The sequence below is a fragment of the Caldococcus noboribetus genome (assembly GCF_055389385.1).
On sequence record NZ_AP042475.1, the window covers coordinates 1,354,473 to 1,378,155 of the forward strand.

A 23,683-nucleotide genomic window follows, 5' to 3' on the forward strand; every position below is an offset into this window, starting at 1 on the left:
GGTGTTTAAACCTCAGAGACCCAACTTAACCTCTAGTGAGCTACCTTGGACGACCTCAGAGTGAACACCAAGATACTGAGGATAGACCCGGAGAACATAGACATGGACCTGGTCAGGGAGGCGGCGGCCGCCATAAGGGCGGGCGGCATAGTGGCCTTCCCCACGGAGACCGTCTACGGCCTGGGCGCTGACACCTACAACCCTGAGGCTGTTAAGAAGATATTCATAGCCAAGAGGAGGCCCATGGACAACCCCCTCATAGTCCACATACACTCGCTCGACCAGCTCTACGAGGTGGCAGTTAGGATACCCCCTGAGGCCGAGAGGCTGGCCAGGAGGTTCTGGCCAGGCCCCATGACGTTGCTTCTGTGGAAGTCCGACAAGGTGCCCCCCGAGGTTACCGCTGGGAGGCCCACGGTGGCAGTGAGGATGCCCGCCCACCCGGTGGCCCTGGCCTTCATAAGGGAGAGCGGGGTCCCGATAGCGGCCCCCAGCGCTAACCTAGCTGGCAGGCCCTCGCCCACGACAGGCGAGCACGTAGTAAGGGACCTCTACGGCAGAGCTGATGTCATAATAGACTCTGGCGACACCGTGTATGGGGTTGAGTCCACCATAGTAGACATGACCAGGGACCCGCCTGTGCTCCTTAGGCCTGGGGGGCTGCCTGTGGAGGAGATAGAGAAGGAGCTGGGCAAGGAGATTGTGATACCGCCATTCGCGAGGGGCCTGGGGCAGGCCGACGTGGCCCTGGCGCCTGGCATGAAGTACAGGCACTACGCCCCCTTCAAGAGGCTGACCATAGTTGAGGGCGACTACAGTGACCTAAAGGCGTATGCAGCCAAGGTGGCCGAGATAGTCAAGCAGGAGGTGGCCAAAGGGATGAGGCCAATAATACTCTGCTCAGCCGAGACGGCCCAGTACTACGAGCAGCAGGGCCTGAGGTACATAGTCCTAGGCCCGAGGAGTAACATATTTATAGTGGCCAGGAACCTGTTCAAGACATTCAGGAACATTGATGAGATGCTTGACGTTGACGAGGCCTTCATGGAGGGCTTCGAGGAGAGGGGCCTGGGCCTCGCCGTCATGAACAGGGCCAGGAAGGCCAGCGGCTTCAGTATTATCCGCGTCTAAAGCCCCATTGGACGTAGTCCGCTGAACTGTATGCCTTCGTTTTTAACCAATGAGTGCCTAAAATGAAGCTTGGTGGAGTCCATTTCGAGTAGGCAGGGCCCTAAGGCGGTTATGCTGGAGTACGGCCTGAGGAGGGCCGCCCTGGGCCTCCTGGCAGACTTAGACGTCTACTTTAGGGAGACCGTCGGCAAGGGGTTTGTCCAGTACCTCATGGAGGACCCTGTCAAGGCCTACACGCTTGCCACGAGGAGGTACCCGGATAGCCTGGTCAAGGCTGCCCTCAGAGCTGCCCTGAGGCTTGGCCTGGGGGCCTCCTCAGCTGACATCGAGTTAGCCTTACAGATGCTCAGTACAGGAATACCATCCAAGTTCCTCGCCCTCCTTAGCAGGGCGGCCCAGTGAGGGCCCTCCCCACGGCCCGTGGCCCCGCCTCATCAGATCTCCTGCTGCTCCCGGTAGGGGGTTCTGGACCTGTAGTAGGAGTAGCCCATGTAGGCGGCTATGGCAGTGGCCGCCAGGGCCCCGGCTATGATGTAGTCCTTCACGTTACTTATCGTGAAGGCCCTGTGCCTGAGCGGGACAAGGCCCAAGGTAACGTTTATGGTTGAGCCAGGGGAGACCGTAACCGTTCTGTTAACGCTCACGTAGCCGCTGCCCTCCGCTGATACTATGTATTGGCCTGGGGCCACGGAGACCTCAACGCGGCCAACGCCAACTGCCACTATGGTGCCGTTGGGGAACTTGACGTAGACGGAGGCGCTGCTGACGTTGCTTACGGCCTCTATGGTGCCCCTTGGGGGCGGCGGAGGGGCCACCGGGGTCACGTTATAGAAGTAGAGCTGGGGTGAGGTGATGTTAGCTGTTACCTTGAACGAGAGGCCTTTGGCTGTTGAGTAGACGCTGTAGTCTCCAGGCGCCACCGGCAGGTAGAGAGGCGCCCCAGGCTCCAGCTGGCCCGAGAACACGGTAATTCCGGCCTTGCTCACTGTAACCAAGGCTGGGGTAGAGCTCACGAGCTCCAGGACGGGCGTCGTGAGGCTGCACCTGAGCTCAAGGGTGCCGTTGGACCTCAGGGTCACCAGCTCGCTTACCGGGGCGCAGACGTTGAGTGGGTAGAAGTAGTTCAGCTTGACCTCGTAGGGAACCCCTGAGAGCAGCTGGAGGCTTGAGTTAACGGGCAGCCTGAAGGCTGACCCGTTTATGTAGCCGCCAACGTAGCTCACAGGTATGGGGGACTCTATTGAGAGCGTCGCGTACACCGCGAGTGGCCTTAGACTAACCCTTATGTCCTCAGGCGATAAGGGCAGCACTGTGGACGAGTAGACTGCGTAGCCCGCGGCCGACGCGGTTATGTTAATGGGTACGTCCAAGTCATAGAGAGTGGCGGAGCCCACGCCGACCCTGGTGCCGTTTACATATATGGTGGCTGACGGAGGCGTCACTGATATGTTAACCTGCCAGGCGCCTTGGGTCAGGCCCTCAAGGCTGATTACCTCAACGGTGAAGCTGCTCTCATTGTAGATTGCCAGGAGCCCCCCAGGCACCGGGGCATACCTTAGGTACCCGGCCCAGGCAGGTACCACCACGTACTCAGTCATGGAGCTCAGGTTCACTATGTACAGGTCGCCGTCAGGTCCCTGGAAGGCCGCTGAGTAACCGTTTACAGACGCCGTGCTCACGACCGCCGGAATGCTGACGTTAAGCCCAGGTGCCTGGACGCCGGTAGGCGTAACAGAGACCCCCGATGAGGGGTCCTCAACAAGCGGCGCCGGCAGCCGGTACTCTCCTGTCCAGCCGGGGCCGTAGACGTACATGTAGGTGCCGAGGGGGCCTGAGGACTCAACCACGATGTAGTAGCCGCCGTAGGCCCTGTAGACCCCCATGTAGACGGGCACGAAGGTTATGTTGGCCCTGTAGGTCGTTAAGAGGTCCCCGCTGTAGCTGAACACGTAAATTGTGCCATTGGTAGAGTACAGGGCTATGCCGCCCGGCCCAAGGCCCCCGTAGAGCCACTCGCCAGGGATTACGAGGGGCCTCAGCGGCAGCGCGACGTTAAGGCCTGGGGAGAGCACTATTGCCTTTGACGGCACCACCAACAGGAGCGCCCCATTCCCTGAGGCCATGTAGGTGACTCCGTGGAAGACCTCCACTGGTGACATGGTCGGAGGCCTCACAATGTAAACCGTGCTCACGGGCTCAGCGGCCTTGGCAGGGTAAACTATGGTGCCCCCTAGCAGTTCAATGAGCTTACTTCCAACGGCCAGCAGTGAGGGCGTCGGTAGCTCATAGGTTCCAGGGGTGAGGTTCAGCTGAACCAGCAGGCCGCTTACGTTAAGTATGCCGCGAAGCGGGACCTTTGCGACTAAAGTTGTAGACACTGCCGGCGCTAGCAGGGTATCGCCGTTGTAGTCAGTTATGAACGCCTCTCCTCCCAGCGAGGCCACCTCAAGCCCTGGCACGGGGTACCAGGAGCCCCCACTCATGACGTAGCTGTAGCCCGAGGACGGAACGTAGTATCCGTCAGGCGCTGGCAGGGCGTCACCTATGACCTGCACCTTGGCCCTGCCGCAGCAGACTGTGACCAGCTCCAGTCCCAGGGGTCCTTCTACTAGGAGCTCGTTGCCCTGAGCCCTGTAGACTGCAAGCGGCACAAAGCTGATGGCAAACTCCCCCACAGGGGTGGCCCTCAGGGGGCTTGCGCTCACGTTGAATGTCAGGAGCATGGGGCCCTGCCCATTGACGTAGCCGAAGGCGTACACCCTGGTCCCGTTCAGGATCCCCGTAGGCTGCGACAGGCCAAAGCCGCTCACGTTAAGAGGTAGCTCGCCCTGAGGCGACTGAAGTACCAGGGTCCCGTTGACGTCCTCCAGCAGCAGGGGGTCGCCGGCGTAGCTGAACGATATGACTCGAGAGCCCTGGGGCAGCGGAATTGTCGCAACTGTGCCCCTTGGGCCCTCAACGTAGGCCTCGTTGCTCAAGTTATAGACGACAAGCCCGCGGTACGCTCCTATCACGCTTGAGTACGGTTCCCTGACGACCCAGGCCAGGGAGCCGTTGGAGGAGTACAGGAAGTAAGTTCCGTAGAGCCCCAGGACTGCTATGAAGCCGTCGCCGCAGGAGGCCCCAAGGGCTACGTCGCCGGGCCAGGGGTCCGCGAAGTAGCCAGTTGCCAAGTTCATCACTCCGCCCTGAGCTATGAGGTAGGGGTAGCACAGGCTTACGGAGCTCTCGTTAAGGAGTACCGGCAGGGTAGCAGGGGCCTCGGCAAAGGTACTGGCGGCGTAAGGCCCGAGGCTTGTAGCTACAATCGCCGTCAACAGTATTACTGCCCATAACTTTGGCAAAGGCGCGCCCCAATACCGTAATTCAATCTAAGGGAACCTAATTGCGTTACCTGAGCCAACTTGAGGTACAGCTTTTTGAAAGGTGCCCCTCGGTGTTACCGACCCCCTACGCGCCTCCAGAAGTTAAGCTCGTAGGTCTGGGCTGACAAGGCCACGTGCCTGTACATGCCTATGTCAAGGTACCTTTCGGCTATAGCTTCCGCTAGAGACTCCCTGGCCTCGTCAATCCCCCTGCACCTGAGGAAGCCAGCCGACCTTATGCCGAGGGACTCAGCCCACTCGGCCAGGATGTTAGTGTTGACGCAGAAGGACCTGAAGTTAACCCCGACCAGCACCGCCAGGTCCCCCATGGTGCCGTTTACTCCAAGCCACGTCATGAAGTGGGAGTAGGCCACAGCGTCGGGGCTCACCTGGTCGGGGCTGTAGGAAACCCCCAGCTCCTCCGCGAGAGACCTTATGTTCCTTATCCATCTGGGGCCTCCCTCGAGGAGGCCCATTATGAAGTCCACCTCGTCGTCGGCTCTAGCCTTGGGGACGAAGAGGGAGAGCGCCCTGTAGTCATAAGGCGCTATGTACATCTCATTCACAGCAAACCTCCTGAGAGCCTCAAGACTTGGGCTGAGGCCCTGAAGGGCCGACTCCACCTGCCTGGTAAGGTCAGCCACGTACTCCCTGAGCTCGTCAAGCACGCGGCCCACTTGAATACCCCCAGGCCTGGGGGCTCCTCGGCTTTAAAGAGGACGCTCTTTACGCTTTCAAGGGAAGAGCTTGAACCGCAGGGATTGGATGATATCGCTGATGCCGTTTAACCTCGCCATGGGGCCACTCTCCACTCTGGTGACGCTGGAGGTCTACGAGCTCAGGGGAGGGGCTGTAGGCGTAAGCTACGCCATGTCAGCGGGCACCGCAGCATCCATAGTTGCCTCCATAATATGGGGGTTCACCCTGGACAGGTACGACAGGAAGGATGTCCTGACCGCGGGCCTTGTTGGCACCCTGCTCTCACTCCTCGCCCTGGCCTTCTCGAGCTCCCTGGCGGAGGTGGCGACATACTATGCAGCCGCGTCCCTCTTCTCCTCAGCAGTTGGCATGGCAGTTAGCGTCCTAGTAATGGATACCATAGAGAAGTCCAGGTGGAGCTCGGCCTACTCAAGGTACAACATGCTCTCCTCCGTGGGCTACCTGTCAGGGGACGTGACCGCGGCCGTGGCGTCGGGCCTCATGCCGACCAGGACCATAGTTGAGGTAATGACGGCGATCACCGCGGCCTCGGTGGTGTGGGCCTCCCTCACAGTGCCCAGGTCACCAGTCTCGTTTGAGAGGGAGTCCCTGCTTCACATAATTGAGGGCTTCCTGCTCAGGATAAGGCTGGTGCCCACGTTCTTCCTGAGGCTTCCATCAAAGAGCACGTTCAAGCCCCTGAGGCTTATAAAGCTGGGCAGGAGTCCCGCTGCCTACGTGCCCATGCTTTTCATAGCGATAACCGTATTCTACGTCTCGTCGGGCATATTCAACACTCTTTACCCCTACGGCCTTAAGGCCCTCGGCCTCTCCAGGTCAGAGGTCTTCCTGGTAATATCGGCCGGCATGGCAGCGCAGGTCGCTGGGTTCCAGCTAGCACCTAGGATAATAGCCGCCTCAAAGGGCAACGCCCAAGCCTCCTTCAGGGCCCTCCTAGCCAGGGGGGCCTCCTACATAGGTATCGGCATCGCCACGGCCGCAGGGGGAACCCCTGTTTACCTGCTTGGCACGGGGCTCACTCTCTACCCCCTGGCGGCAGGTATAGCCTTCGCCACGTTCTTCACGGCATCCAACGTAATGGTCTTTGAGGTGCTGAAGGGCAACAGGGAGGGCAGGGGGCTTGGGCTCTACAGCACGCTCACGGGCTCTGCCTACTTCGCCGGGTCCCTGGCATCGGGCTTCCTGGCCAACTCAGTGGGCTTTGGGTATACTTATGTAATTGCTGGCGCCATGCTTGGAGGCTCCGCTTACATATTCAACGAGATCAGGAACATGGCCTAAGGGTCAGCGAAGAGCGCTTCGGCCACCGTTTAGCCCAATGAGACCTCTCGTCATCCCTAGGCCTCTGTTGGCCCCGCGGAAGTTAAGCGTTGCCCAGGTACTTCATCACGAGCCTCGTGAAGCTTTCCATGTCCTCCGCGGGCCTGAAGAAGTACTCGGCGTTCCTTATTATGCCCAGCACGAAGTCCCTGGGAACCTTTATAGGAAGCCTTGAGGCTATTATGTCAGCTGAGCCCTCAGGGTCCCTCCTCATGAGTTCAACGCCGAGCTCGTAAGCCTCCCTGATGCTGCCCAGCGATTCAGGGTTAAGGAGGCTCACGCCGCAGGCCCCAGGGGCCCCAACCATGGCCTCAAGGGTTGGCCTCCTGTTGACCATTGCTATGCTTAAGACAGCGCTGTCCACGTCGCCCGAGGAGACCATCCTGTAGAGCTGCTGCCACTCGTCCGCGTAGATTAAGGTGGCCCTGACCCCATACATGTCCGCGGCCGCCCTGACCAGGACGTCGGCTGCTGAGCCCCTCCTCCAGACGCCTATCCTTGGGCCCCTCAGCTCAGGGTAGACGGTCATTAGCTCCTTTACAGTTATGTAGTCCACCCTCAGCCCCCTCTTGATAAGGGATACTATGGAGTCAACTACGGTGTCCGCGGAGCCCTCCTTGCTGAACTCCAGCGATATATTCGCCCTGTCCTCGGCCGCCACGAGCGGGTATGAGACAGGCCCTGGGGCAGCAAGCACCTTAACGGCCAACGTATGTCACCTCAGCCGCAAGTGCCGCGACCATTATTAAGCATTTCTATATATAACATAATTTAAGATAAGCCGTTTATCGCAGCCATCGTAACGCGATGGCAGGCCAGTATTTTCTTGTATATATTTATTTTTACTAAATAAGTAACTTTATATATGGCCCTTTCTCTTATAATAGAATTGGTGGGAAGGTGTCCGCTGGAGGATCCTTCCTCTCAGACCCCAGGAAGAACCTGACCGCGATAGCGATCTACGCTGCCGTGGTGTTCGCCATATCGCCGCTGCTCGGCGCCAACTGGGCGTCGCCAGGCGACTTCAACTCTTCAACCCAGGCGGTCTACCACGCCCTCATGATACCCCTGACCCTGCTGCTGGCAATACTCGCGTGCGAGCTGCTCGGCCTGCCCCGCTGGGCTAGGCTGTTGGCAAACTACGCGACCTACCCAACGCTCCTTCTCACGTTCGTGGGTAACGCTATACTTCAAAACTACTACCCCTCCTCCCTGGCTAACTACGCCGTCCAGGGCGTCAGGGACGTGCTGCTCTACCTGGTCGCCCTGGCAGTCCTGGTTGCAGCAATACTAAAGGCGGCCCGCGAGAGGGCCTCGCTCAGGGCCTACTGGGCTCCCTTCACTTTGGTACTGGTCGCCGGAGTTTCCATAATTCTCGCCCCCGTCTATGGAATTATATCACTTATGCCGCAGACCTGGCGACTGAGCTTCCTGGCCTCCACTGTTAGCGCAGTAGGTAACCAGACCTTTGTATCAGACCTGGTGACCTCGCACTCCCACCAGATGCTCCCCGCCGTAGGCGACGTCATAGTTGGGCTCGCGGCCATCTGGTTCGGGTACTCCGAGCTCAGGGGAAAGGCCAGGGCCGCCGCAACGGTAGGCCTTATGATAGGCGTCGCCAGCGTCATTGGCTTCACCTACCTGTACTGGATCTCAGGCGTCGGCACATACTCTATACCAACGATAGCCCCCTTCGGGCCCCAGGGAGTTAACGGGCTGGCACTCGATGACTTCACCACGGGGCTCTCAGGCTGGGGGCTATGCTGGTGCTAGCGGCCCTCTACGTTGGGCCTCTCGCATACCTGGCCAGGTCTGGGCAGAACGACGAGAGGCTCTACAGGCTCGCAGCCCTGGCCACGTGGGTTGCCGCCATGGCCATACTCGTGGGCATAGGCTATTTCATAGAGTTCAACGAGGCCTTCTTCGGCTTTGGGAGCCCTGGCCAGCCGCCCAGCGGGGGGCCCGGCTACATGTTCGACGATACCTTCATGAAGGGGCACCTGGTCACAGCCTTCATGATAATACCCCTGCTGGCCGCTACCATGCTAGCAGTAGACTACATAGTTAAGGGAGGGGGCCGAGCCAAGAGGTACCTGGCCTACCTCACCTTCGCCTCCCTCCTCCGCTACCTCGGGGTCCAGTTCTACACAATGACCCTGATACCTACCCTGCTTGAGGTGGCCCTTGTCGTCTCAGGGCTTGACCTACTTCTCAACGCGCTGGCCCCCCTCTACATAAGGTCCGGGCCTTCAGGCTGAGGCAGCCTTTAGCCTTTATTGACAAGCCTCTTTTTCTTGACCAGGTTGGCCTACGTTTTTACCTCCTCCCTGCGCCCTTTCCAGGGCGTCGCCAGTGGAGGTCTTTCACATAAGGGGCATGTCAAACTCGTACCTCACCAGCGACGGGATCCTCATAGACGCGGGTGCCAGCGCCAGCGATGTGGCCAGGGTCGCTAAGGAGCACGGCGTGAAGGTAAGGTACCTCCTCATAACGCACCAGCACGCGGACCACGTAATGCACGCAGCTGAAATAGCCAGCGCCTTCAGCTGCAGGGTGGTCGCCCCATCGCTGGAGGCAGAAGTGATCGAGGGGAGGGCCAGGCCCTCGGGCAGCGCCGTCACATCGCTCATTCACGCCCTTTTAAGGGTCAGGCCTGTCCACGTTGACATAAGAGTTAATGACGGAGACGTTGTCGAGGGCTACGTGGCTGTGTCAGCCCCAGGGCACACCCCGGGCAGCACTGCGTACGTTAAGGATAATGTTATGTTCAGCGGCGACGCCATAGTGAGCCGCGGCGGGAGGCCCTCACTGCCCTCCAGAGTTCTCAACGCGGACTACGCCACGGCTAGGGAAAGCCTTAGGAGGCTGCTCAGCCTTAGGCCTAAGGTCATTTACCCTGGACATGGAAGGCCCATAGTCCTATCATGAATGCCTGCAGTGGTGGGCCCGGCCGGACTTGAACCGGCGACCTCCGCCGTGTGAGGGCGGCGTCCTAACCAGTCTAGACGACGGGCCCACCAGCACTAGAGCTCCAAGGGGAACCAATTAAAGCTTTGTGCCAGGCCTTAAGTGCTAAGCTATGATTATCTGGTAGCCCTGCGCCACCAGGTCCTCAAAGGCGTAGTGGTGCTCCTCGTCGCCTATGAGCCTGAGCCCCCTGAGCCTCTCCCTCAGGTTCAGGTGAGGAGGGGAGGCGCAGTAGCCGCAGGCTCCCAGGAGGAGGTTGCCCCTAAGCACCTCCTCAAAAGCCTGTCTGAGCCCCCTGTAGGGGGACTCCGACACTGGGATCTTAACGCCCGGGCCGTCTAGGTATACTTTTACCTCGTGGCCTGCCTTCGCCAGGTTCACGGCATAATGAAAGGCGTGGGCCGCCCTTATGGATCCCTCGAGGCCCGAGGGGTCGTCCATCACGACGAAGAGCAGCTTCATGCTCCCACGCGCTTCCCTCTCTTCTGGTGGGACTTAAAAATAAAAATAATATTGATATTAACCAGCTCGGCTACATCGCCTCCCAAGTACTTCATCTTAGCTTATAAGGGCCCCGCCCAACAGCAACTGGGTAAATAGGAGTGCAGGTAAAGGACCTGGCTCCTGGCGTCAACGTTGACAGCCTCACAGTGAAGGTTGTCAAGGTTGAGGAGCCCAGGAGCGTGAGCGGAAGGGATGGGTCAACCCATAGGGTTGCTGACGCCCTGGTTGGGGACGAGAGCGGAAGCATACTGATGACTTTGTGGGACAGGAACATAGACGCTGTTAGGCCTGGCGCCGTGATAACCGTCAGGAACGGCTTCGTGGGCACGTTCAAGGGCCACATGAGGCTGAACCTGGGCCGCGGCGGCACGCTGAGCGAGTCAGATGCCCAGATAGAGAACGTGAACACGTCAAACAACCTCTCCGACAAGGTAGTTGAGGACGCCCCACCCAGGAGGCGCAGCTTTGGGAGGGGTCGCAGGTTTTAACCCTCCCTAACACCACCCTGTTTTAGGCTAATTCTTCCTCCGGCTGTAATCTGTGTCTTAATACTAAGCCTCCCTATAGTCATAGATGGACCTTACTGGCCTGAGCTTCACTTTATACGGTTTGGACTTTTCTCAGCGGGCTGGGACTTGCTGTGAAGTGGTACGGCTACAAGGGCCGCGTTCTCCGGGTCGACCTGTCAGCGGGCAAGACAAGCGTGGAGGAGCTCAGGCTCGACTACGTCAAGATGTACATGGGAGGCCTCGGCTACGCGGCCAAGGTGCTCTGGGACGAGCTTCAGCCCGGCGTGGACCCGCTGTCGCCCGACAATATACTCATAGCCACAGCCGGCCCCTTCACGGGAACCCTGGCCCCAGGCAGCGGCAACATATACTGGGCCTTCAAGGCCCCCATGACGGGCGGCTGGGGGGAGACAAGGTCAGGGGGCAAGTTTGGCTCATGGATGAAGTACAGCGGCTTTGACCTCATAGTTATAAGGGGCAGGGCCCCCGAGCCCGTCTACCTATACCTTGAGTCGGGCAGGGCCGAGATAAGGAGCGCAAAGAAGTACTGGGGCATGACAGTACATGAGGTCACCGACGCTCTCAGGGACGACACAGGAGTTCACGACGCCTCCGTGGCAGCCATAGGGCCAGCCGGCGAGAACCTGGTCAGGTTCGCTGCTATAATAAACGACTACGACAGGGCCGCCGGCAGGACCGGCGGAGGGGCCGTCATGGGCTCAAAGAACCTCAAGGCCATAGTGGCAGCCGGCGGCGAGGGGATAGATGTCTACGACCCCGAGGGCTTCATGGCTGCCGTGCTGGAGGCCCAGGGGGGCATAAAGGCTGACCCAGGCCAGAGGTTCATGGGACAGCACGGCACAATAGGGGGGCTCCTGGGAACCAACGCAATGGGAGGGCTCCCCACGGCTAACTTTGAGACAGGGTACTTTGAGGCGGCCGACAAGGTTTCTCACGAGACCCTCGAGAGGAACTACATGATAAAGAGGAGGGCCTGCCACGCCTGCGCAATAGGGTGCAGCAGGTACAGCTACGTCGCATACGGCCCCTTTGCCACCCCGCCCAACGAGGGCCCCGAGTATGAGACCACCGACATGAACGGTCCCATGAACATGATAGATAACATGGAGGCCATAATAAGGGTGAACTACCTAGCCAACAACTACGGCCTCGACACCATATCGACAGGGCACACCATAGCCTGGGCCATAGAGGCCTACCAGAAGGGGATAATAACGAAGCAGGACACCGGAGGCCTAGAGCTCAGGTGGAACGACCCTGAGACCCACGTAAAGCTTGTTGAGATGATAGCCTACAGGAAGGGCTTTGGGAACTTACTGGCCGAGGGAAGCTACAGGGCAGCTAAGGCAATAGGCAGGGGGGCCGAGGAGCTGGTGAACCACGTCAAAGGCCTCGAGTTCCCCGCCCACGACCCAAGGGTCGAGTCCAAGCTGCTGGCAATACAGTACGCTATAAGCCCAAGGGGGGCCTGCCACGTGCACCCAATATATCCCTCATACGACATGATGCAGGTTGACGCCGGCCTCAAGGACTTCGGCCTCCCGTGGCCCCTGCCGGACAGGCTTGCTGAGACTGGCGTTGGGAAGGGGGTAGCCTACAGGGTGCTCGCAAGCTATGGGGAGGCGTTCAACAACGTCGGCCTCTGCATATTCTACTCGGCCGGGCCCGAGAGCGGGGTCATGAGCCCAAGAAGGATAGCCAGGATATACACAGCGCTCACGGGCATAGAGACTACGCCTCAGGACGTCCTGTTGGCAGGCGAGAGGACGTGGAACCTCAAGAGGGCCTTTAACCTGAGGGAGGGGTTCACCAGGGAGCAAGACAGGCTGCCCAAGAGGATGATAACGCCTATACTAACCGGGCCCGCCAAGGGACTTAAGGTTGAGAACCCAGATGGGCTTGTTGACGAGGCCTACGACGCCTTTGGGTGGGACAGGAGGACCGGCTACATAAGGAGGTCAACGCTTGAGAGGCTTGGCATGAAGGACGTCGAGGAGCAGCTCCAGAAGCTTGGTAAGCTAGTCGACTAAGCTGAAATAAAAGGAAGAAAGCAGTTTTTGCTCAGTGGCGGCTGCAGGGGCTATTTATCAACCGGACCTCACCCTGTAGATGGCAATGTACAGGTCAGCCACGGCCTCAAGCCTCTGGTTCTGCCTGTTTACCTGCCTATACCCCCTCTCCATTTTTCTCACCTTTTCTCCAAATATTTAATAGAACTCTAAAAGCCTAAAAAAGGTTTCTCCTAATATTTACCTGAAAATACCATAGTAATACTGTATACAAAAATTAATAAACGTCTCCGGAGCTAGTAACACGACCTACTATGGGCTCCGACGAGTGCGATTCCTTCATCAGGGGCCACGTGGTTGAGGTCTGCAGGGAGAGGTGCGCGGCGACAAGCCTGGGAGGGGAGGACTTCGCCGAGTGCGTCAGGTCGTGCGTCGAGGATCTCAAGTCAAGGTGCGGAGCCTAGACACCAGGTCGTAGAACTTCAGCCCGCTGCCCGTGAGCACGGCTATGAAGCCGCTCACGTCAACGCCTGCCTCCCTTAACAGCTTCAGCGCGGCGTAGGCTGACGCTGAGGTGGGCTCGGCCATGAGCCCCATGGACCAGAGGTCACGGGTGGCCTCTGCTATTTCCCTGTCAGATACCAGCACCAGCCCTCCCCCGCTCCTCCTTATGACATCAGCGGCCTCCTGGGCCCTGGGGGCCGAGGGGAGCACTAAACCGTCAGCTAATGAAGAGGTGCTGCCCGAGCCCACAGCCAGGGGCTCCACAAGCCCCCTGAGGGTGGCGCTCTGCACGCCCTGCACGGCGTACAACTTAACCTTACCTCCGGAGCCCCTCCAGATGCCAAGGAAAAGTGAGAAGCTGGCCGAGGGCACTACCACGGCGGAGCCCTCCGGCATTTCCCTGCCCGCGGACGTCATTCCCTCGAGGAAGGCGGCGCTGGTCGAGTGAGCAACATAAAAGCACTTACCTGCCATGGCCTCAGCGTACCTCGCTGCGTCCTCCCTGCTGTCAAGCTCGACAACCCTCGCCCCCAGCGACGATATTATGGACTTCTTGGAGGGGGCCGCAGTCCTCGGCACCGCAACTATGGCCTCGAGCCCAAGGAATGAGGCGTAGGCTGCCGTGGAGATGCCGGCGTTGCCGCTCGAGTCCTCCACGACGCACCTGTAGCCCAGGTCCCTGGCCAGCTGAAGCGAGTAGGAGGCCCCCCTGTCCTTGAAGCTCCCGGTAGGGTTGACGTACTCAAGCTTGAAGCCTATAGGGCCAAGGGGGGTCTCCCTGTAGACGAGGGGGGTCGACCCCTCGCCGAGGAGCCTCCCATACCTCGGCTTCTCCCCCTCGAACTCGAGCGGCGAGCCGCACCTTGGGCACCTGTGGTAGTACCTACCCTCCTCGCCCCTGAAGCCGCACCTGGGGCACACGAGCCTCCAGGTCAAGGCTCAGGCCTCAGTATGTGGGAAGCCCCGCGGCCTCCGCCACCTCGTCGTAGGCCTTCCTTGCGTCACTCTCGTTCATGGCGCCCTCTATAACAACTACCCTCCTGCCCAGCACCGTGACGCTGACGCCCTCCTTGGTGACTACCTTGACGTAGTTGGGCCTCGAGATCACCCAGCTGAACCTGTTTGAGAGCCTGGACGCCAGGTCCTGGGGCTCAGGCGCGTCAGCCGGGAGCCTGAGCTTGAAGGCCTCGCTGCCGCAGACCTTGCTGATAACCCCAACCCTTGGGGGCCTCGAGAGGAGCTTGAACTCCCTCTTAACGCAGACGGGGCACGAGGGGTTCCTCTCAACTTTAACCTTCTCTATGGTGTTTTCCCTGGCGTCTATGGAGTACAGGACGCCGGGCTCAGGCCTGTCGCCGGCCAGGTACCTTATAGCAATGTTAGCTGCCATAGCGCCGACTATCGTTGTCACGGTGCCTATGGCAGGTATGACATCGCATGAGGCCTGCTGTCCCTCATGGCCCTCAGGTATGAGGCACCTGAGGCAGGGCCCCTTGCCGGGCTCTATAAACATCACCGTGCCATACCAGGAGTTCACGCCTGCGTAGACCCAGGGCTTGTTGTACTTGACTGTCGCCTCATTTATAACAAACCTGGTGTCCATGTTGTCAGTGCCGTCAAGCACTATGTCAACGTCCTTAACTATGTCCTCTATGTTGTCCGAGTCCACGTCGTCTATGAAGGCCTCAACCCTCACGGACCTGTCTATCCTCGCCACGCCGTCCCTGCATGCTATTGCCTTGGGGACCCCCTGCTCAGCTTCGGCCTCGCCTACCATGTGGGTCCTGTGGAGGTTTGTGTAGTCAACTACGTCCCTGTCCACCACCCTCAGGAACCCTACCCCTGACCTTGCCAGAAGCTCCGCCTCCGTGGAGCCGAGGGCCCCACAGCCTATTATTGCAACCCTTGACTCCCTCAGCCTCTTGACTCCCTCCTGCCCTATCCCCTTTACCAGGGCCTCCCTCGAGAACCTTGAGAGGATCTCCGCAACGCCAGCTGAGGCCATAAAGCTCCCAGCTAGGGCCTGGCCTAGCGAGTTTTTGAGCGTTAGTAAACGGCCTGACAGGCTCAGTCCTCGCGCGGCACGAACCTCAGGTCCAGGTTCTCCTCCTTGGCGAGCTTCTTGAGGCTCCTGACCTTCCTTGAGCTCAGGTTGGCCCTCCTGGGGAGCTTAACTATCAGGGCCCCGTCCCTGACCTCTGCCTCAGCACCTGGAACTATCTTTGAGACCTTGTCCTCTATGCTGAGCGATGACCTCCTCTGGCCCACAGGTATGACCATCACCTGCTCGCCGAAGGTGTACATCTCGTACTCAAGCTCACCCGTCAGGAAGTCCCTGACCTCCACCACTGGCCTGGCAAGCTCCTCCTCCTTGAGGCCCGTCGGCAGCTTGACAGTTATGCCGAGCTCGTATACTTTGCTGACCTGGCCGCTGTCTATGAATATTACAGTGTCGACGATGCTGGGTATCATGCCGAGCTCCACCCTGGTGGCAAGCCTCTGAACGGCGTCTATGGGCGTCGTGGCGTGGACTACGCCTATCATCCCTATGCCTGCCAGCCTTAGGTCCACGTATAGTTTGAAGTCTTCATCGTCCCTCATCTCGTCAAACACGGTGTAGTCAGGCCTCGAGAGCAACAGTATATCGTGGAGCTCCGTCATGTCAGCATAGTTCTTTGAGTACTGGGTTATTGACGGCGGGAGCCTCATGTCCCTCGGGGACTCTATGGTCTTAACAACCTTGCCCCTGCTGGCGTAGAACTCGGCCAGGGCCTGGGCAAACGTAGTCTTGCCGGCGCCTGGCGACCCCGCTATGAGTATGCCCTCGGCCCTTGAGAGCAGCCTGTCCATGAGCTTCTCCGGGAGGTTATAGTCCTCAAGCTTGAGCTTAGCTATTGGCCTCACGGCCGTTATCTCCCACCCGTCGCTCAGCGGGGGCCTAGTTATGACTACCCTGTAGTCGCCCAGCTGAACTATGGTGGAGCCGCTCCTGTCTATCTCAACGAAGCCATCGCTTGTGGTCAGCGCCCTCTCAATTATCTCCCTGGCCATCTCCTCAAGCTCTGACCTCTCGAGAGGCTTATCCGAGAGCTTCACGAAGAGCCAGCTCCCGGGCCTCCCTACCTTGGCCAGCGGGGCCGCCCCCTCCTTGAGGTGGACGCTCATGGTCTTCTCGTTGAAGTACTCCTCTATCCTGAGCTTTCCCTCCCTGGGCATGCCCGTGTACAGCACCTTGACGCCCGTGAACTGGGCCGCCTGGGCCTGTATGGGGTCACTGGTCACAAGGACGGCCCCGCGCCTCAGCGCGTAGTCCCTCACGGACAGCTTGAGCCTCTCGTAGTTATCGCCCTCTATCTCGGCTGAGACCTCTATGGTTACGTCCTTGAGGGCCTCCTTGGTCAGCCTCTCAAGCTCCTGGAGGCCCGTGAAGCCCACGCTCCTGCCCGCCTTGGCCTCTGAGTAGAAGTAGTCGACTGCGCCCTTCGGTATGACTACCCTGCCCGTTACCTTGCCTGACTCCATGAGCTTCCTGAGGCTACCGTCGACTATGGAGTCCACGTCTGCCACGTATGTCATCGGCTCGCCGCTCAACCCATCTGGCCCCTTAGTCCACTGTTGTAAGCATAAAGTCCAGCGATTTTAACCTCTCACGTAGCTGAGGACTTCCTCAATAGAAGGACGGGCCGACACGCGTAATTACCCACCGAAAACCAAGAGAGCTTGGATGAAAGATGACCCTCACAGTGCTGATTAATGCGGCGGCCGTCTACACGGGCAAGGAGCTCATAAGGGACTCTTACGTCTACATAGAGGACGGTATAATAAAGGACGTGGGGCCCCAGCCGGCCCCTGATGACATACAGGACGCCACCCTGGTGATAGGCGGTGAGGGCAGGGTCGTGGTCCCTGGGCTCACCGCTGTGGCCGACGTAGCCGCCTACCCAATGAGGTACGCGAGGCCCTCGCTGACGGAGAGGATAGAGTTCTACAGGAGGCTCAACGAGGAGGAGCTCTTCACGGCGTCCCTGCCGGGGGTCTACGAGCTCCACATGATGGGGGTGACAACCGCCCTGGTAGAGAGCCTCTCAAGTTCCCTTGCCCTTGATCTGGCGCAGGATAGGCGGCTTCTACGGGGTCGCCAGGCCTTCGTGCACCGAGGCCTTCTCCATACAGCCCATACTGAGGGGGCTAGTTACTATAGGCGACAAGGAGTGCCCAGGGGGCCAGGTGGAGGACGGCGACAGGGAGCACCTGGTGCTGAGCGGCAGGGGAGGCTATGGACTTGAGAGTCTGGGGGACGTGCTCTCCATGAGCCAGTCCCTCAGGAAGCTGGCGGGGCTTGAGGAGACGCTCATAGAGCCCAACAGACCCGCAGAGCTCGCGGTATATGACGCCTCGAAGCCCCCAGCCATGTTAATATACAAGGCCGGCGAGGACGAGATAAGGAGGATATACACGTCACACGCAACGCTTGAAAGCCTCATAGCTGGAATGGACATACTTGTTGAGATGGGGGAGCACATGAGGATAGGCAAGAAGCACCTGAACGAGGCGACCCAGCTCTACAGGAGGCTAGGCTACGCCTGACGCACATCCTTTTAATCCTAGCTCCTCGGCCCCTCCCTAGGGGTTGCTGTGGAGTACCTGGAGGAAATCCTCTACCTCTCTTTGATTATAGGCTTCATTGTCGGCCTCTCGCTGGAGGTCAAAGGCGTGAACCACCTGAAGGCCCTTGACACGACTTCGACGGTGTTCATATTGGCCCTGGTTTTCTCAATGGGCCTTATAGTTGGCTCCGAGGTGCTCTCCATAGGTAGGAGCGCGATAAGCATAACGATCGCCTCCCTGCTAATAGCGGTCATTCCAGGCCTGCTGGGGGCCTACATGGCTGAGTGGGGGCTGAGGAGGCTTGAGGGAAGAGCTAAGGGCAGCGGTTAGGACCGCATCGGCATTTGTACTTGGCATAGCTTTAGGGGCCCTGATAAGGCCAAGGCCTGACGAGGTGCTCCCCTACGCCTACCTGTTCCTGTATATAGTTGTTGCGATCGCCGGGGCCTACGTGGGCCTCTCGTGGAGGAGGCTCGCCAGGGCCGGCAGGAGGATACTCTCGGTTGGCCTCCTCTTCACAGCTGCCGCCATAGCGGGCGACGTGGTTGCGGGGCTGGCAATTGGTAGACTCCTGGGCCTTCCGCTTAGGCTCACCGTTGCAGCAGCCCTCGGCTCGGGCTGGTACTCCTTTACAGGGCCTTTTCTGTCACTCTTCAGCCCATCAATGGGCGTCGTGGGCTTTGTGGCGAACCAGCTCAGGGAGGACCTGACGCTTGCCCTGTTCCCCGCGATTGACAGGCTCATAGGGGAGGGCTCCGTGGTCATGGGGGGCGCAGACCTCGATGGACACGACCCTGGGCGTCATAACCAGGTACGCTGGGCCCGAGGCGGGCCTAGAGGGCCTGGTCCAGGGCGTGGTGCTTACGCTGCTAATTCCTATTATAATACCTGCAGTGGTCAGGCTATAGGTTCTCGCCCTGGTACGAGCCGCTGTAGAGCGACAAGGGCCTTGACTCAAGCCTGACAAACACCATCTGGGCCACCCTGGCACCCTGCTCTATCACAGCGCCGTGTGGGTTAGCCACTATCATGAGCGCCTCTCCCCTGCCCGTGTAGCCGGGGTCCCACACGGCGCACGATATTGTGACCCCCATCCTCAGCAGGGTGCTCCTGGGGTAGCAGATGCCGACGGCGTCTGGGGGAACTGTGACGACGTCAAGGAACCTTATCTTATACGCGCCGGGCTGGAGCCTGTAAAGGCCTTCCACGGGCCTCACGGGCCTGACGTCGGGGAGCCTCTTGGAGCCTGCCCTCAGCTCCCCCTCGTTGAGGAACTCCATAACCTCCCCTAGCCTTATGTCAACGCCCGCCGGCTGGACCTGCTCATCCTTGGAGTCCCTGACGTAAGACCTGGCCACGTGGCCTGGGAGAGCCAAGGCCTGCACCTAGGATACCTAAGGGCTGAGGCCTAAAAGAAGCGGAGAGGTGGCGGCTCAGAAGGAGACGACCTCATAACCTTCCTGTATCTTCTTAGCCGTGTGCACGCCGCCCATAACAGGCTCGACGCCCTCTATCAGCATGTCGGGCGTCAGCCCCAGCCCCTTGGCAGAGACGCTGCAGTAGGAGACGTCTATGCCCGCCTGCTTCATCTGCTCCACCTGCTTCCTTACCTCGTCGGCGTTGGCGGCGTTCTTCATCAGGTACTCGACGCCCCTGCCGAGGAACATGAACGACACCTCGGCGCCGGCGTTCTTCCTGGCGCCGAGGGCGAAGTTTATGGCCATGTTAACCCTGTTTATGTCATCCCTTCCAGCCGTGCATATTACAAATATCTTTACCATGCACGTCGCCCTGACCTGAGTGCCCAGCAGGATTAAACGCTTCAGCTGTGGTAGACAAACGCGTACCTGACGTCGGCCGGCATCCCATCAGCCGAGCAGGTGCCTCCCCTGCACCTGACGGTTGCCCTGAGCCCGTCATCGTAGTAGGGATACTCAGCCTCCGTGACCTTGAACGCGTGGAACTCCACTGGGCTGAAGTGGCCGTCAGGCACGTGGTCAACCTCTGCGCCGAGCAGCGGTATCACTGAGCCCTCCCTGACCAGCAGCGGGAACCTGTCGAGGGAGTCGTAGGATATCGTGACCCACCTGCCGCCCTCGTACTCCTTGCCCGTGAAGTAGTCTATCCACTTGCCCTCGGGCAGGTAGACCCTCCTGCTGGTCTGGCCCTCCTCAACTATCGGGGCCACAAGCAGGGCTGAGCCGAGGTAGAACTCGTCATCTATGTCATAGGTGTTGGGGTCATCTGGGTGCTCAAGCGGCAGGGGCCTCACCAGAGGCACCCTCTCCTCTATGGACCTCCACGACTCTGAGTAGAGGTAGGGCAGCAGCCTGTAGCGCAGCTTAAGGGCGGCTAGGGTCTCCTTGGGCGAGTACTTCCATGGCTCCCTGTCAGTCACGCCGTGGGCCCTCACGTGGCTGACAGTGACGCCGGCCTGGAGGAACCTTAGGTACAGCTCGTCGCTCGGCCTCCCTATGAAGCCCCCCACGTCAAAGGAGCCGAAGAAGGCGCCGCTGGCGTGGTACGAGAGCAGCCCCCTTATGGCCTGCCTGAGCCCCTCCCAGCTCGAGGGCACGTCGCCGCCCCAGTTCAGGGGGTAGGCCCAGACCCCGGTGCTGCCCGACCTGCCCCACACTATGCCGTAGCCCTTGGCCTCCACGGTAGCCTCGTAGACGGCCTTCATGTAGAGGAGCGGGTAGTAGTTGTGGGCCTCCTCGCCGCTCATGCCGTTCCTGAAGTCCGCCTCCTCAGGCACGGCCTCGCCGTAGTCTGCCTTTATCACGTCCGCGTAGGGGAGCACCAGGTCCTTGAGGGCCTCCTTGAACGCCCTGAAGCCCTCAGGGTCCGTGAGGTCAACTATGCCCGCCCCCTCCCTCCTCTGGCAGTCAGCCGCTGGGGTTGCAAGGCCTCCCAGCTTGGACTTGACCATGTACTTCTCAAGCCTTGCCCACAGCCTGGTTCCAGGCTCTATGTAGGGGTTCATCCAGAGCGACAGCCTGAAGCCCATCCTGTGCAGCTCCTCCACGAGGCCCTTGGGGTCGGGGAAGGCAGAGGTGTCCCACTCAAGGTCTATCGTGTCGCACCTGTACTTCTTCCAGTTGCCCTCCCACGGGGGGTCTATGTGAATTACGTCAGCTGGGTAGCCCCTGCTCCTCAGCTCCCTGGCAACGCTCAGGACCTCGTCCTGGCTGTAGTAGGCGCACTTGCTCTGCCAGAAGCCATAGCTCCACTTGGGCGGCGGCGCCTTGGGCACCCCCGTCAGTTTGTATAGCTCTGCAAGTATCTCCCTGGGGCTTCCGAGGAAGAGGTAGAGGTCCAGGGGCCCCCTGACTATGATCAGGAGCCTATCATATGAGCTCTTGCCGAGGTCGAAGTAAACCGGGGAGTAAGTGTTTACCAGGAGTCCCCAGCCCCTGGGCGACCATATGAAGGGCACCGGCACGTAAGTCGCGTAATTTGGCGTGGAGGGCGCGTCAGCGGCCCACGTTATGAACTCGCCTCCCCTCTTATTTATGTGCCCGAAGTGCTCCCCGAGGCCGTAGAGGGGCTCGCCGGGCTTGAGGGAGACGGCAAAGGAGCTGCACACCCTGCCGTCGGAGCACGTGACCTTGCCTGTGACTATGGTGCGGTAGCTGAGCCAGCTCTCGGTGGGCCTCACGTCGGCGAAGAGCGGATCGACCCACGTCCTGTTGGCGCCGCGCACAAGCTTGTCATCTGGCTCCCACTCCTCAAATACGGTCACGCCACCGCGGGTCACCTTTATGTGGGGTAGGAGCTGCAGCCTGTACTCCCCAACGGTTAGCTCAGGAGACCCCGCCTGCTGGGCCCTGAAGTCCTTGGCATCAGGCTCGGCTATCCTTATGGTTCTCTCGCTGACCTGCGAAATGCATATCCTGCCAGAGTCGCTCGCTATGCAGCCGTCCACAAAGGCCCTGTTGGAGGACGGGAGGAAGCTTATCGCCCTGAACTTGCTTTCATCAAACCTAAACGTGGGCAATTAGGGTCCCTGGACAAAACAGCTATTTGAATGCAAATAAAAGGACCTACGTCAATCAGACGAGGTCAGGGGCCCTTGAGGGCCTGTATCAGGGCCTCGAGGTCCTTGGTCCTACGCGCACTGAACAACGCAAACACGTAAAGTATGGCCGCCACCACGGCGGTGCTAATGTCGTCAAGGGGATAGCCTATGGGCGCGTTGGACCCAAAGGGTCCCAGGGTGCCGTAGAAGACTAGCACGAGGCCTACGAAGAGGGCAGCTATGACCCACCAGCCCGAGTTTATCTCGTGCCTCAGCTCATCGTTGCCCTTGTAGTATATCACTAACGTGAAGCCAACCGCGGTGACCAGGTTAATTAGCACGAAGGCCCAGAAGTCCAGCTGGTATATGGGCTTAAGCGGCAGCGGCCCATAGCCTATCGAGGCCCAGGGCAGCACTATGCCCTTGTAAATAAGGAAGTACGTGGTGGCCGCCAGCACGGCCCAGTAGATCACGCCAAGGGCAGCTCCCAGCGACCTGCTAACCTTATACCAGCGCGGCGCCACGTAAATGTAGAAGATGGGCAGGCCCGCCAGCACAAGCGGGACGGCTATCCACATGGTGCTGAAGCCTGCCCAGTAGACTATCATGTAGGCAGCTATGAACGCTATGCCTCCCATGACTGTTGGGGCCCAGAGCTTGAACGGCCTCCTTATCTCAGGCGCGTGCTTCCTGAGCGCGGGTACCGCCGCCCCGCCTATGGTGTAGGTGAACACCGTGGCAAACACGGTCAGGCTGGCTATGTAGGCCCACGAGGGGAACGGCAGAAGGTAGAGGGCTCCTATAAGCCATGATATGAGCAGCCCTATCCACGGCACCCTGTGCTTGTTGAGCTTCATGAAGGTCTCCGGCACGCTGCCGTTAGTTGACATGCCGTAGAGAACCCTTGACACCGTGCCTATGTATATCAGGCCCGTCCCTATGGGTGCCACTATGGCGCCTAACATGATTCCCCAGCTCCACCACTTCAGGGCTGAGGAGCTTGAGAGCCTCGCGACCTCAAAGAATGGGGCCGCCGAGATTGGCGTGGCGGAGAGGCCCGTCCAGTTGCCGGGACTTAAGTGGAGCGCTGACCACGGTATTGAGCCCGTGAACGAGACCTGGAGGAGCACGTAGACTATTATGCCCATCACGAAGCCCAGTATGGTTCCGAGCGGCACGTCCCTCTGCGGGTTCCTGGCCTCTCCGGCAAAGTCAAGGCCCTGCCTGAACCCAAGGTATGAGAACACTATGCCAGTAGTCGATATAGACATTATGATCGGGGCCGTGCCGTAGGGCACAAATGACGGTGTGCTGAAGTTCCTCGGGTGCAGCGCAAGGCCAAGGAGGAGCAGCACAGTGATCACGGGCACCACGAACTTTATGTACGTCAGGAATGTGTTAGTTGAGCCCATGATGTTAACTCCGTAGTAGTTTATCAGGAAGAACGCGGTCAGCAGCGCAAAGGCTATGGCAACGCCAGGGGCCGTGAGCACCGTGACGCTCCCCAGGGGCGTGGTCTTGGTGGTGTAAAGCCACGGGAAGAAGATGGCTAGGTAAGTCACCACGGCTATGGCCTCGGCCGGGGCGACGCTAAGTGATGCCACGAGGTATGACCATGAGAGCACGAAGGACGCGAAGCTGCCGTGAGTGTACTGAGGGTACCTCACTATAGAGCCCGACTTAGGTATAGCAGCTGAGAGCTCAGCAAAGGCCAGGGCAACGAAGAGCATGAGGACTCCGGCCACGATCCATGAAATGAAGGCCGCGGGGCCTACAGCCATTGCGGTGTAGTAGGAGGCGAAGAGCCACCCGCTTCCCACCAGGGCGCCGAAGACCAGCGCAGTTATGTCTATGAACGACAGGGACCTCCTGAGCTGTCTGTCTGTTCTCTCCGCCCTCTGAACCCTCTCCTCACTGCTCATGCACTAAAACACCAGCGTGGGTCCCACTAAGTAGTCTTTTAAACATTACTGCATTGGCTACACTGGTTTATGAAATGCTTTCTTA

24 protein-coding genes, 1 tRNA gene and 1 pseudogene are annotated in these 23,683 nt (G+C 59.5%); 14 read left to right on the forward strand and 12 right to left on the reverse strand.

Annotation, left to right across the window (positions count from 1 at the left end):
* The first annotated feature begins 45 nt into the window (after positions 1-45).
* Positions 46-1,131 carry an L-threonylcarbamoyladenylate synthase gene (locus ACZ5GQ_RS07230; protein ID WP_498856476.1) on the forward strand — a complete coding sequence of 362 codons (1,086 nt, stop codon included), beginning with the start codon at positions 46-48 and terminating at the stop codon, positions 1,129-1,131.
* Between the two features lie 69 nt (positions 1,132-1,200).
* Positions 1,201-1,533 carry a hypothetical protein gene (locus ACZ5GQ_RS07235; RefSeq protein ID WP_498856477.1) on the forward strand — a complete coding sequence of 111 codons (333 nt, stop codon included), beginning with the start codon at positions 1,201-1,203 and terminating at the stop codon, positions 1,531-1,533.
* A gap of 32 nt (positions 1,534-1,565) precedes the next feature.
* Here ACZ5GQ_RS07235 and ACZ5GQ_RS07240 read toward each other — a convergent pair whose 3' ends face one another.
* Positions 1,566-4,475, reverse strand: coding sequence for a PEGA domain-containing protein (locus tag ACZ5GQ_RS07240; RefSeq protein WP_498856478.1), 2,910 nt, complete (start codon positions 4,473-4,475; stop codon positions 1,566-1,568).
* Between the two features lie 95 nt (positions 4,476-4,570).
* Positions 4,571-5,173, reverse strand: a complete 603-nt coding sequence (locus ACZ5GQ_RS07245) for a TenA family protein (RefSeq protein WP_498856479.1) — start codon at positions 5,171-5,173, stop codon at positions 4,571-4,573.
* Positions 5,174-5,243: 70 nt separating this feature from the next.
* Here ACZ5GQ_RS07245 and ACZ5GQ_RS07250 point away from each other — a divergent pair, with 70 nt between their 5' ends.
* On the forward strand, positions 5,244-6,497 hold the full coding sequence (locus tag ACZ5GQ_RS07250; protein ID WP_498856480.1) for an MFS transporter: 1,254 nt from the start codon (positions 5,244-5,246) through the stop codon (positions 6,495-6,497).
* Between the two features lie 82 nt (positions 6,498-6,579).
* Here the strand turns inward: ACZ5GQ_RS07250 and ACZ5GQ_RS07255 are convergent, their stop codons facing one another.
* Positions 6,580-7,245, reverse strand: coding sequence for a type 2 periplasmic-binding domain-containing protein (locus ACZ5GQ_RS07255; RefSeq protein ID WP_498856481.1), 666 nt, complete (start codon positions 7,243-7,245; stop codon positions 6,580-6,582).
* Positions 7,246-7,436: 191 nt separating this feature from the next.
* Between ACZ5GQ_RS07255 and ACZ5GQ_RS07260 the strand changes: the two genes are divergently transcribed.
* From ACZ5GQ_RS07260 to ACZ5GQ_RS07270, 3 genes are all read left to right on the forward strand, one after another.
* A complete protein-coding gene (locus ACZ5GQ_RS07260) occupies positions 7,437-8,309 on the forward strand; it encodes a hypothetical protein (protein WP_498856482.1) in 873 nt (290 codons plus the stop codon).
* Entirely contained in the window at positions 8,297-8,794 is a 498-nt protein-coding gene (locus tag ACZ5GQ_RS07265) for a hypothetical protein (RefSeq protein ID WP_498856483.1), read from the forward strand. Before ACZ5GQ_RS07260 ends, ACZ5GQ_RS07265 begins: the two co-directional genes overlap by 13 nt.
* Positions 8,795-8,888: 94 nt before the next feature.
* On the forward strand, positions 8,889-9,464 hold the full coding sequence (locus tag ACZ5GQ_RS07270; RefSeq protein ID WP_498856484.1) for an MBL fold metallo-hydrolase: 576 nt from the start codon (positions 8,889-8,891) through the stop codon (positions 9,462-9,464).
* Between the two features lie 10 nt (positions 9,465-9,474).
* Here ACZ5GQ_RS07270 and ACZ5GQ_RS07275 read toward each other — a convergent pair.
* Positions 9,475-9,552 (reverse strand) — tRNA-Val (locus ACZ5GQ_RS07275).
* Between the two features lie 56 nt (positions 9,553-9,608).
* Positions 9,609-9,965, reverse strand: a complete 357-nt coding sequence (locus tag ACZ5GQ_RS07280) for a hypothetical protein (protein WP_498856485.1) — start codon at positions 9,963-9,965, stop codon at positions 9,609-9,611.
* Positions 9,966-10,105: 140 nt separating this feature from the next.
* Between ACZ5GQ_RS07280 and ACZ5GQ_RS07285 the strand changes: the two genes are divergently transcribed.
* The 3 genes from ACZ5GQ_RS07285 (at position 10,106) to ACZ5GQ_RS07295 (ending at position 13,010) form a co-directional block, all read left to right on the forward strand.
* Entirely contained in the window at positions 10,106-10,495 is a 390-nt protein-coding gene (locus tag ACZ5GQ_RS07285; RefSeq protein ID WP_498856486.1) for a single stranded DNA-binding domain-containing protein, read from the forward strand.
* Positions 10,496-10,647: 152 nt separating this feature from the next.
* Positions 10,648-12,567, forward strand: a complete 1,920-nt coding sequence (locus ACZ5GQ_RS07290) for an aldehyde ferredoxin oxidoreductase family protein (protein ID WP_498856487.1) — start codon at positions 10,648-10,650, stop codon at positions 12,565-12,567.
* A 293-nt stretch (positions 12,568-12,860) separates the two neighbouring features.
* Positions 12,861-13,010: a hypothetical protein gene (locus tag ACZ5GQ_RS07295; RefSeq protein WP_498856488.1), complete on the forward strand. Its 150-nt coding sequence runs from the start codon at positions 12,861-12,863 to the stop codon at positions 13,008-13,010.
* Here ACZ5GQ_RS07295 and ACZ5GQ_RS07300 read toward each other — a convergent pair.
* The 3 genes from ACZ5GQ_RS07300 to ACZ5GQ_RS07310 form a co-directional block, all read right to left on the reverse strand.
* Positions 12,988-13,986, reverse strand: coding sequence for a pyridoxal-phosphate dependent enzyme (locus ACZ5GQ_RS07300; RefSeq protein WP_498856489.1), 999 nt, complete (start codon positions 13,984-13,986; stop codon positions 12,988-12,990). The two genes, ACZ5GQ_RS07295 and ACZ5GQ_RS07300, sit on opposite strands and share 23 nt — an antisense overlap.
* Before the next feature lie 10 nt (positions 13,987-13,996).
* The gene (locus ACZ5GQ_RS07305) at positions 13,997-15,055 is read right to left on the reverse strand and encodes a HesA/MoeB/ThiF family protein (RefSeq protein ID WP_498856490.1); all 1,059 of its coding nucleotides are present in this window, start codon (positions 15,053-15,055) and stop codon (positions 13,997-13,999) included.
* Positions 15,056-15,117: 62 nt separating this feature from the next.
* The gene (locus ACZ5GQ_RS07310; protein ID WP_498857393.1) at positions 15,118-16,626 is read right to left on the reverse strand and encodes a PINc/VapC family ATPase; all 1,509 of its coding nucleotides are present in this window, start codon (positions 16,624-16,626) and stop codon (positions 15,118-15,120) included.
* Positions 16,627-16,781: 155 nt separating this feature from the next.
* Here ACZ5GQ_RS07310 and ACZ5GQ_RS07315 point away from each other — a divergent pair, with 155 nt between their 5' ends.
* From ACZ5GQ_RS07315 to ACZ5GQ_RS07335, 5 genes and pseudogenes are all read left to right on the forward strand, one after another.
* Positions 16,782-17,336, forward strand: a complete 555-nt coding sequence (locus tag ACZ5GQ_RS07315; protein ID WP_498856491.1) for a hypothetical protein — start codon at positions 16,782-16,784, stop codon at positions 17,334-17,336.
* Positions 17,278-17,637 (forward strand): hypothetical protein, encoded by a 360-nt coding sequence (locus ACZ5GQ_RS07320; RefSeq protein ID WP_498856492.1) that lies wholly within the window; start codon positions 17,278-17,280, stop codon positions 17,635-17,637. Before ACZ5GQ_RS07315 ends, ACZ5GQ_RS07320 begins: the two co-directional genes overlap by 59 nt.
* 48 nt (positions 17,638-17,685) lie before the next feature.
* Positions 17,686-17,988, forward strand: coding sequence for a hypothetical protein (locus ACZ5GQ_RS07325; RefSeq protein WP_498856493.1), 303 nt, complete (start codon positions 17,686-17,688; stop codon positions 17,986-17,988).
* Positions 17,960-18,406: pseudogene (locus tag ACZ5GQ_RS07330) on the forward strand (LysO family transporter); the annotation flags it as partial. The gene ACZ5GQ_RS07325 and the pseudogene ACZ5GQ_RS07330, both read left to right, overlap by 29 nt.
* A 34-nt stretch (positions 18,407-18,440) precedes the next feature.
* Positions 18,441-18,566 carry a LysO family transporter gene (locus ACZ5GQ_RS07335; protein ID WP_498857394.1) on the forward strand — a complete coding sequence of 42 codons (126 nt, stop codon included), beginning with the start codon at positions 18,441-18,443 and terminating at the stop codon, positions 18,564-18,566.
* Here ACZ5GQ_RS07335 and ACZ5GQ_RS07340 read toward each other — a convergent pair.
* The 4 genes from ACZ5GQ_RS07340 to ACZ5GQ_RS07355 all read right to left on the reverse strand — a co-directional run bounded on the left by ACZ5GQ_RS07340 (position 18,561) and on the right by ACZ5GQ_RS07355 (position 23,598).
* Positions 18,561-19,043, reverse strand: coding sequence for a deoxyuridine 5'-triphosphate nucleotidohydrolase (locus tag ACZ5GQ_RS07340; RefSeq protein ID WP_498856494.1), 483 nt, complete (start codon positions 19,041-19,043; stop codon positions 18,561-18,563). The genes ACZ5GQ_RS07335 and ACZ5GQ_RS07340 overlap by 6 nt on opposite strands.
* A gap of 48 nt (positions 19,044-19,091) precedes the next feature.
* On the reverse strand, positions 19,092-19,439 hold the full coding sequence (locus tag ACZ5GQ_RS07345; protein WP_498856495.1) for a DsrE family protein: 348 nt from the start codon (positions 19,437-19,439) through the stop codon (positions 19,092-19,094).
* Between the two features lie 41 nt (positions 19,440-19,480).
* Positions 19,481-21,655, reverse strand: a complete 2,175-nt coding sequence (locus tag ACZ5GQ_RS07350) for a glycoside hydrolase family 31 protein (RefSeq protein WP_498856496.1) — start codon at positions 21,653-21,655, stop codon at positions 19,481-19,483.
* Between the two features lie 65 nt (positions 21,656-21,720).
* Positions 21,721-23,598, reverse strand: coding sequence for an APC family permease (locus ACZ5GQ_RS07355; protein ID WP_498856497.1), 1,878 nt, complete (start codon positions 23,596-23,598; stop codon positions 21,721-21,723).
* Positions 23,599-23,683: the final 85 nt, after the last annotated feature.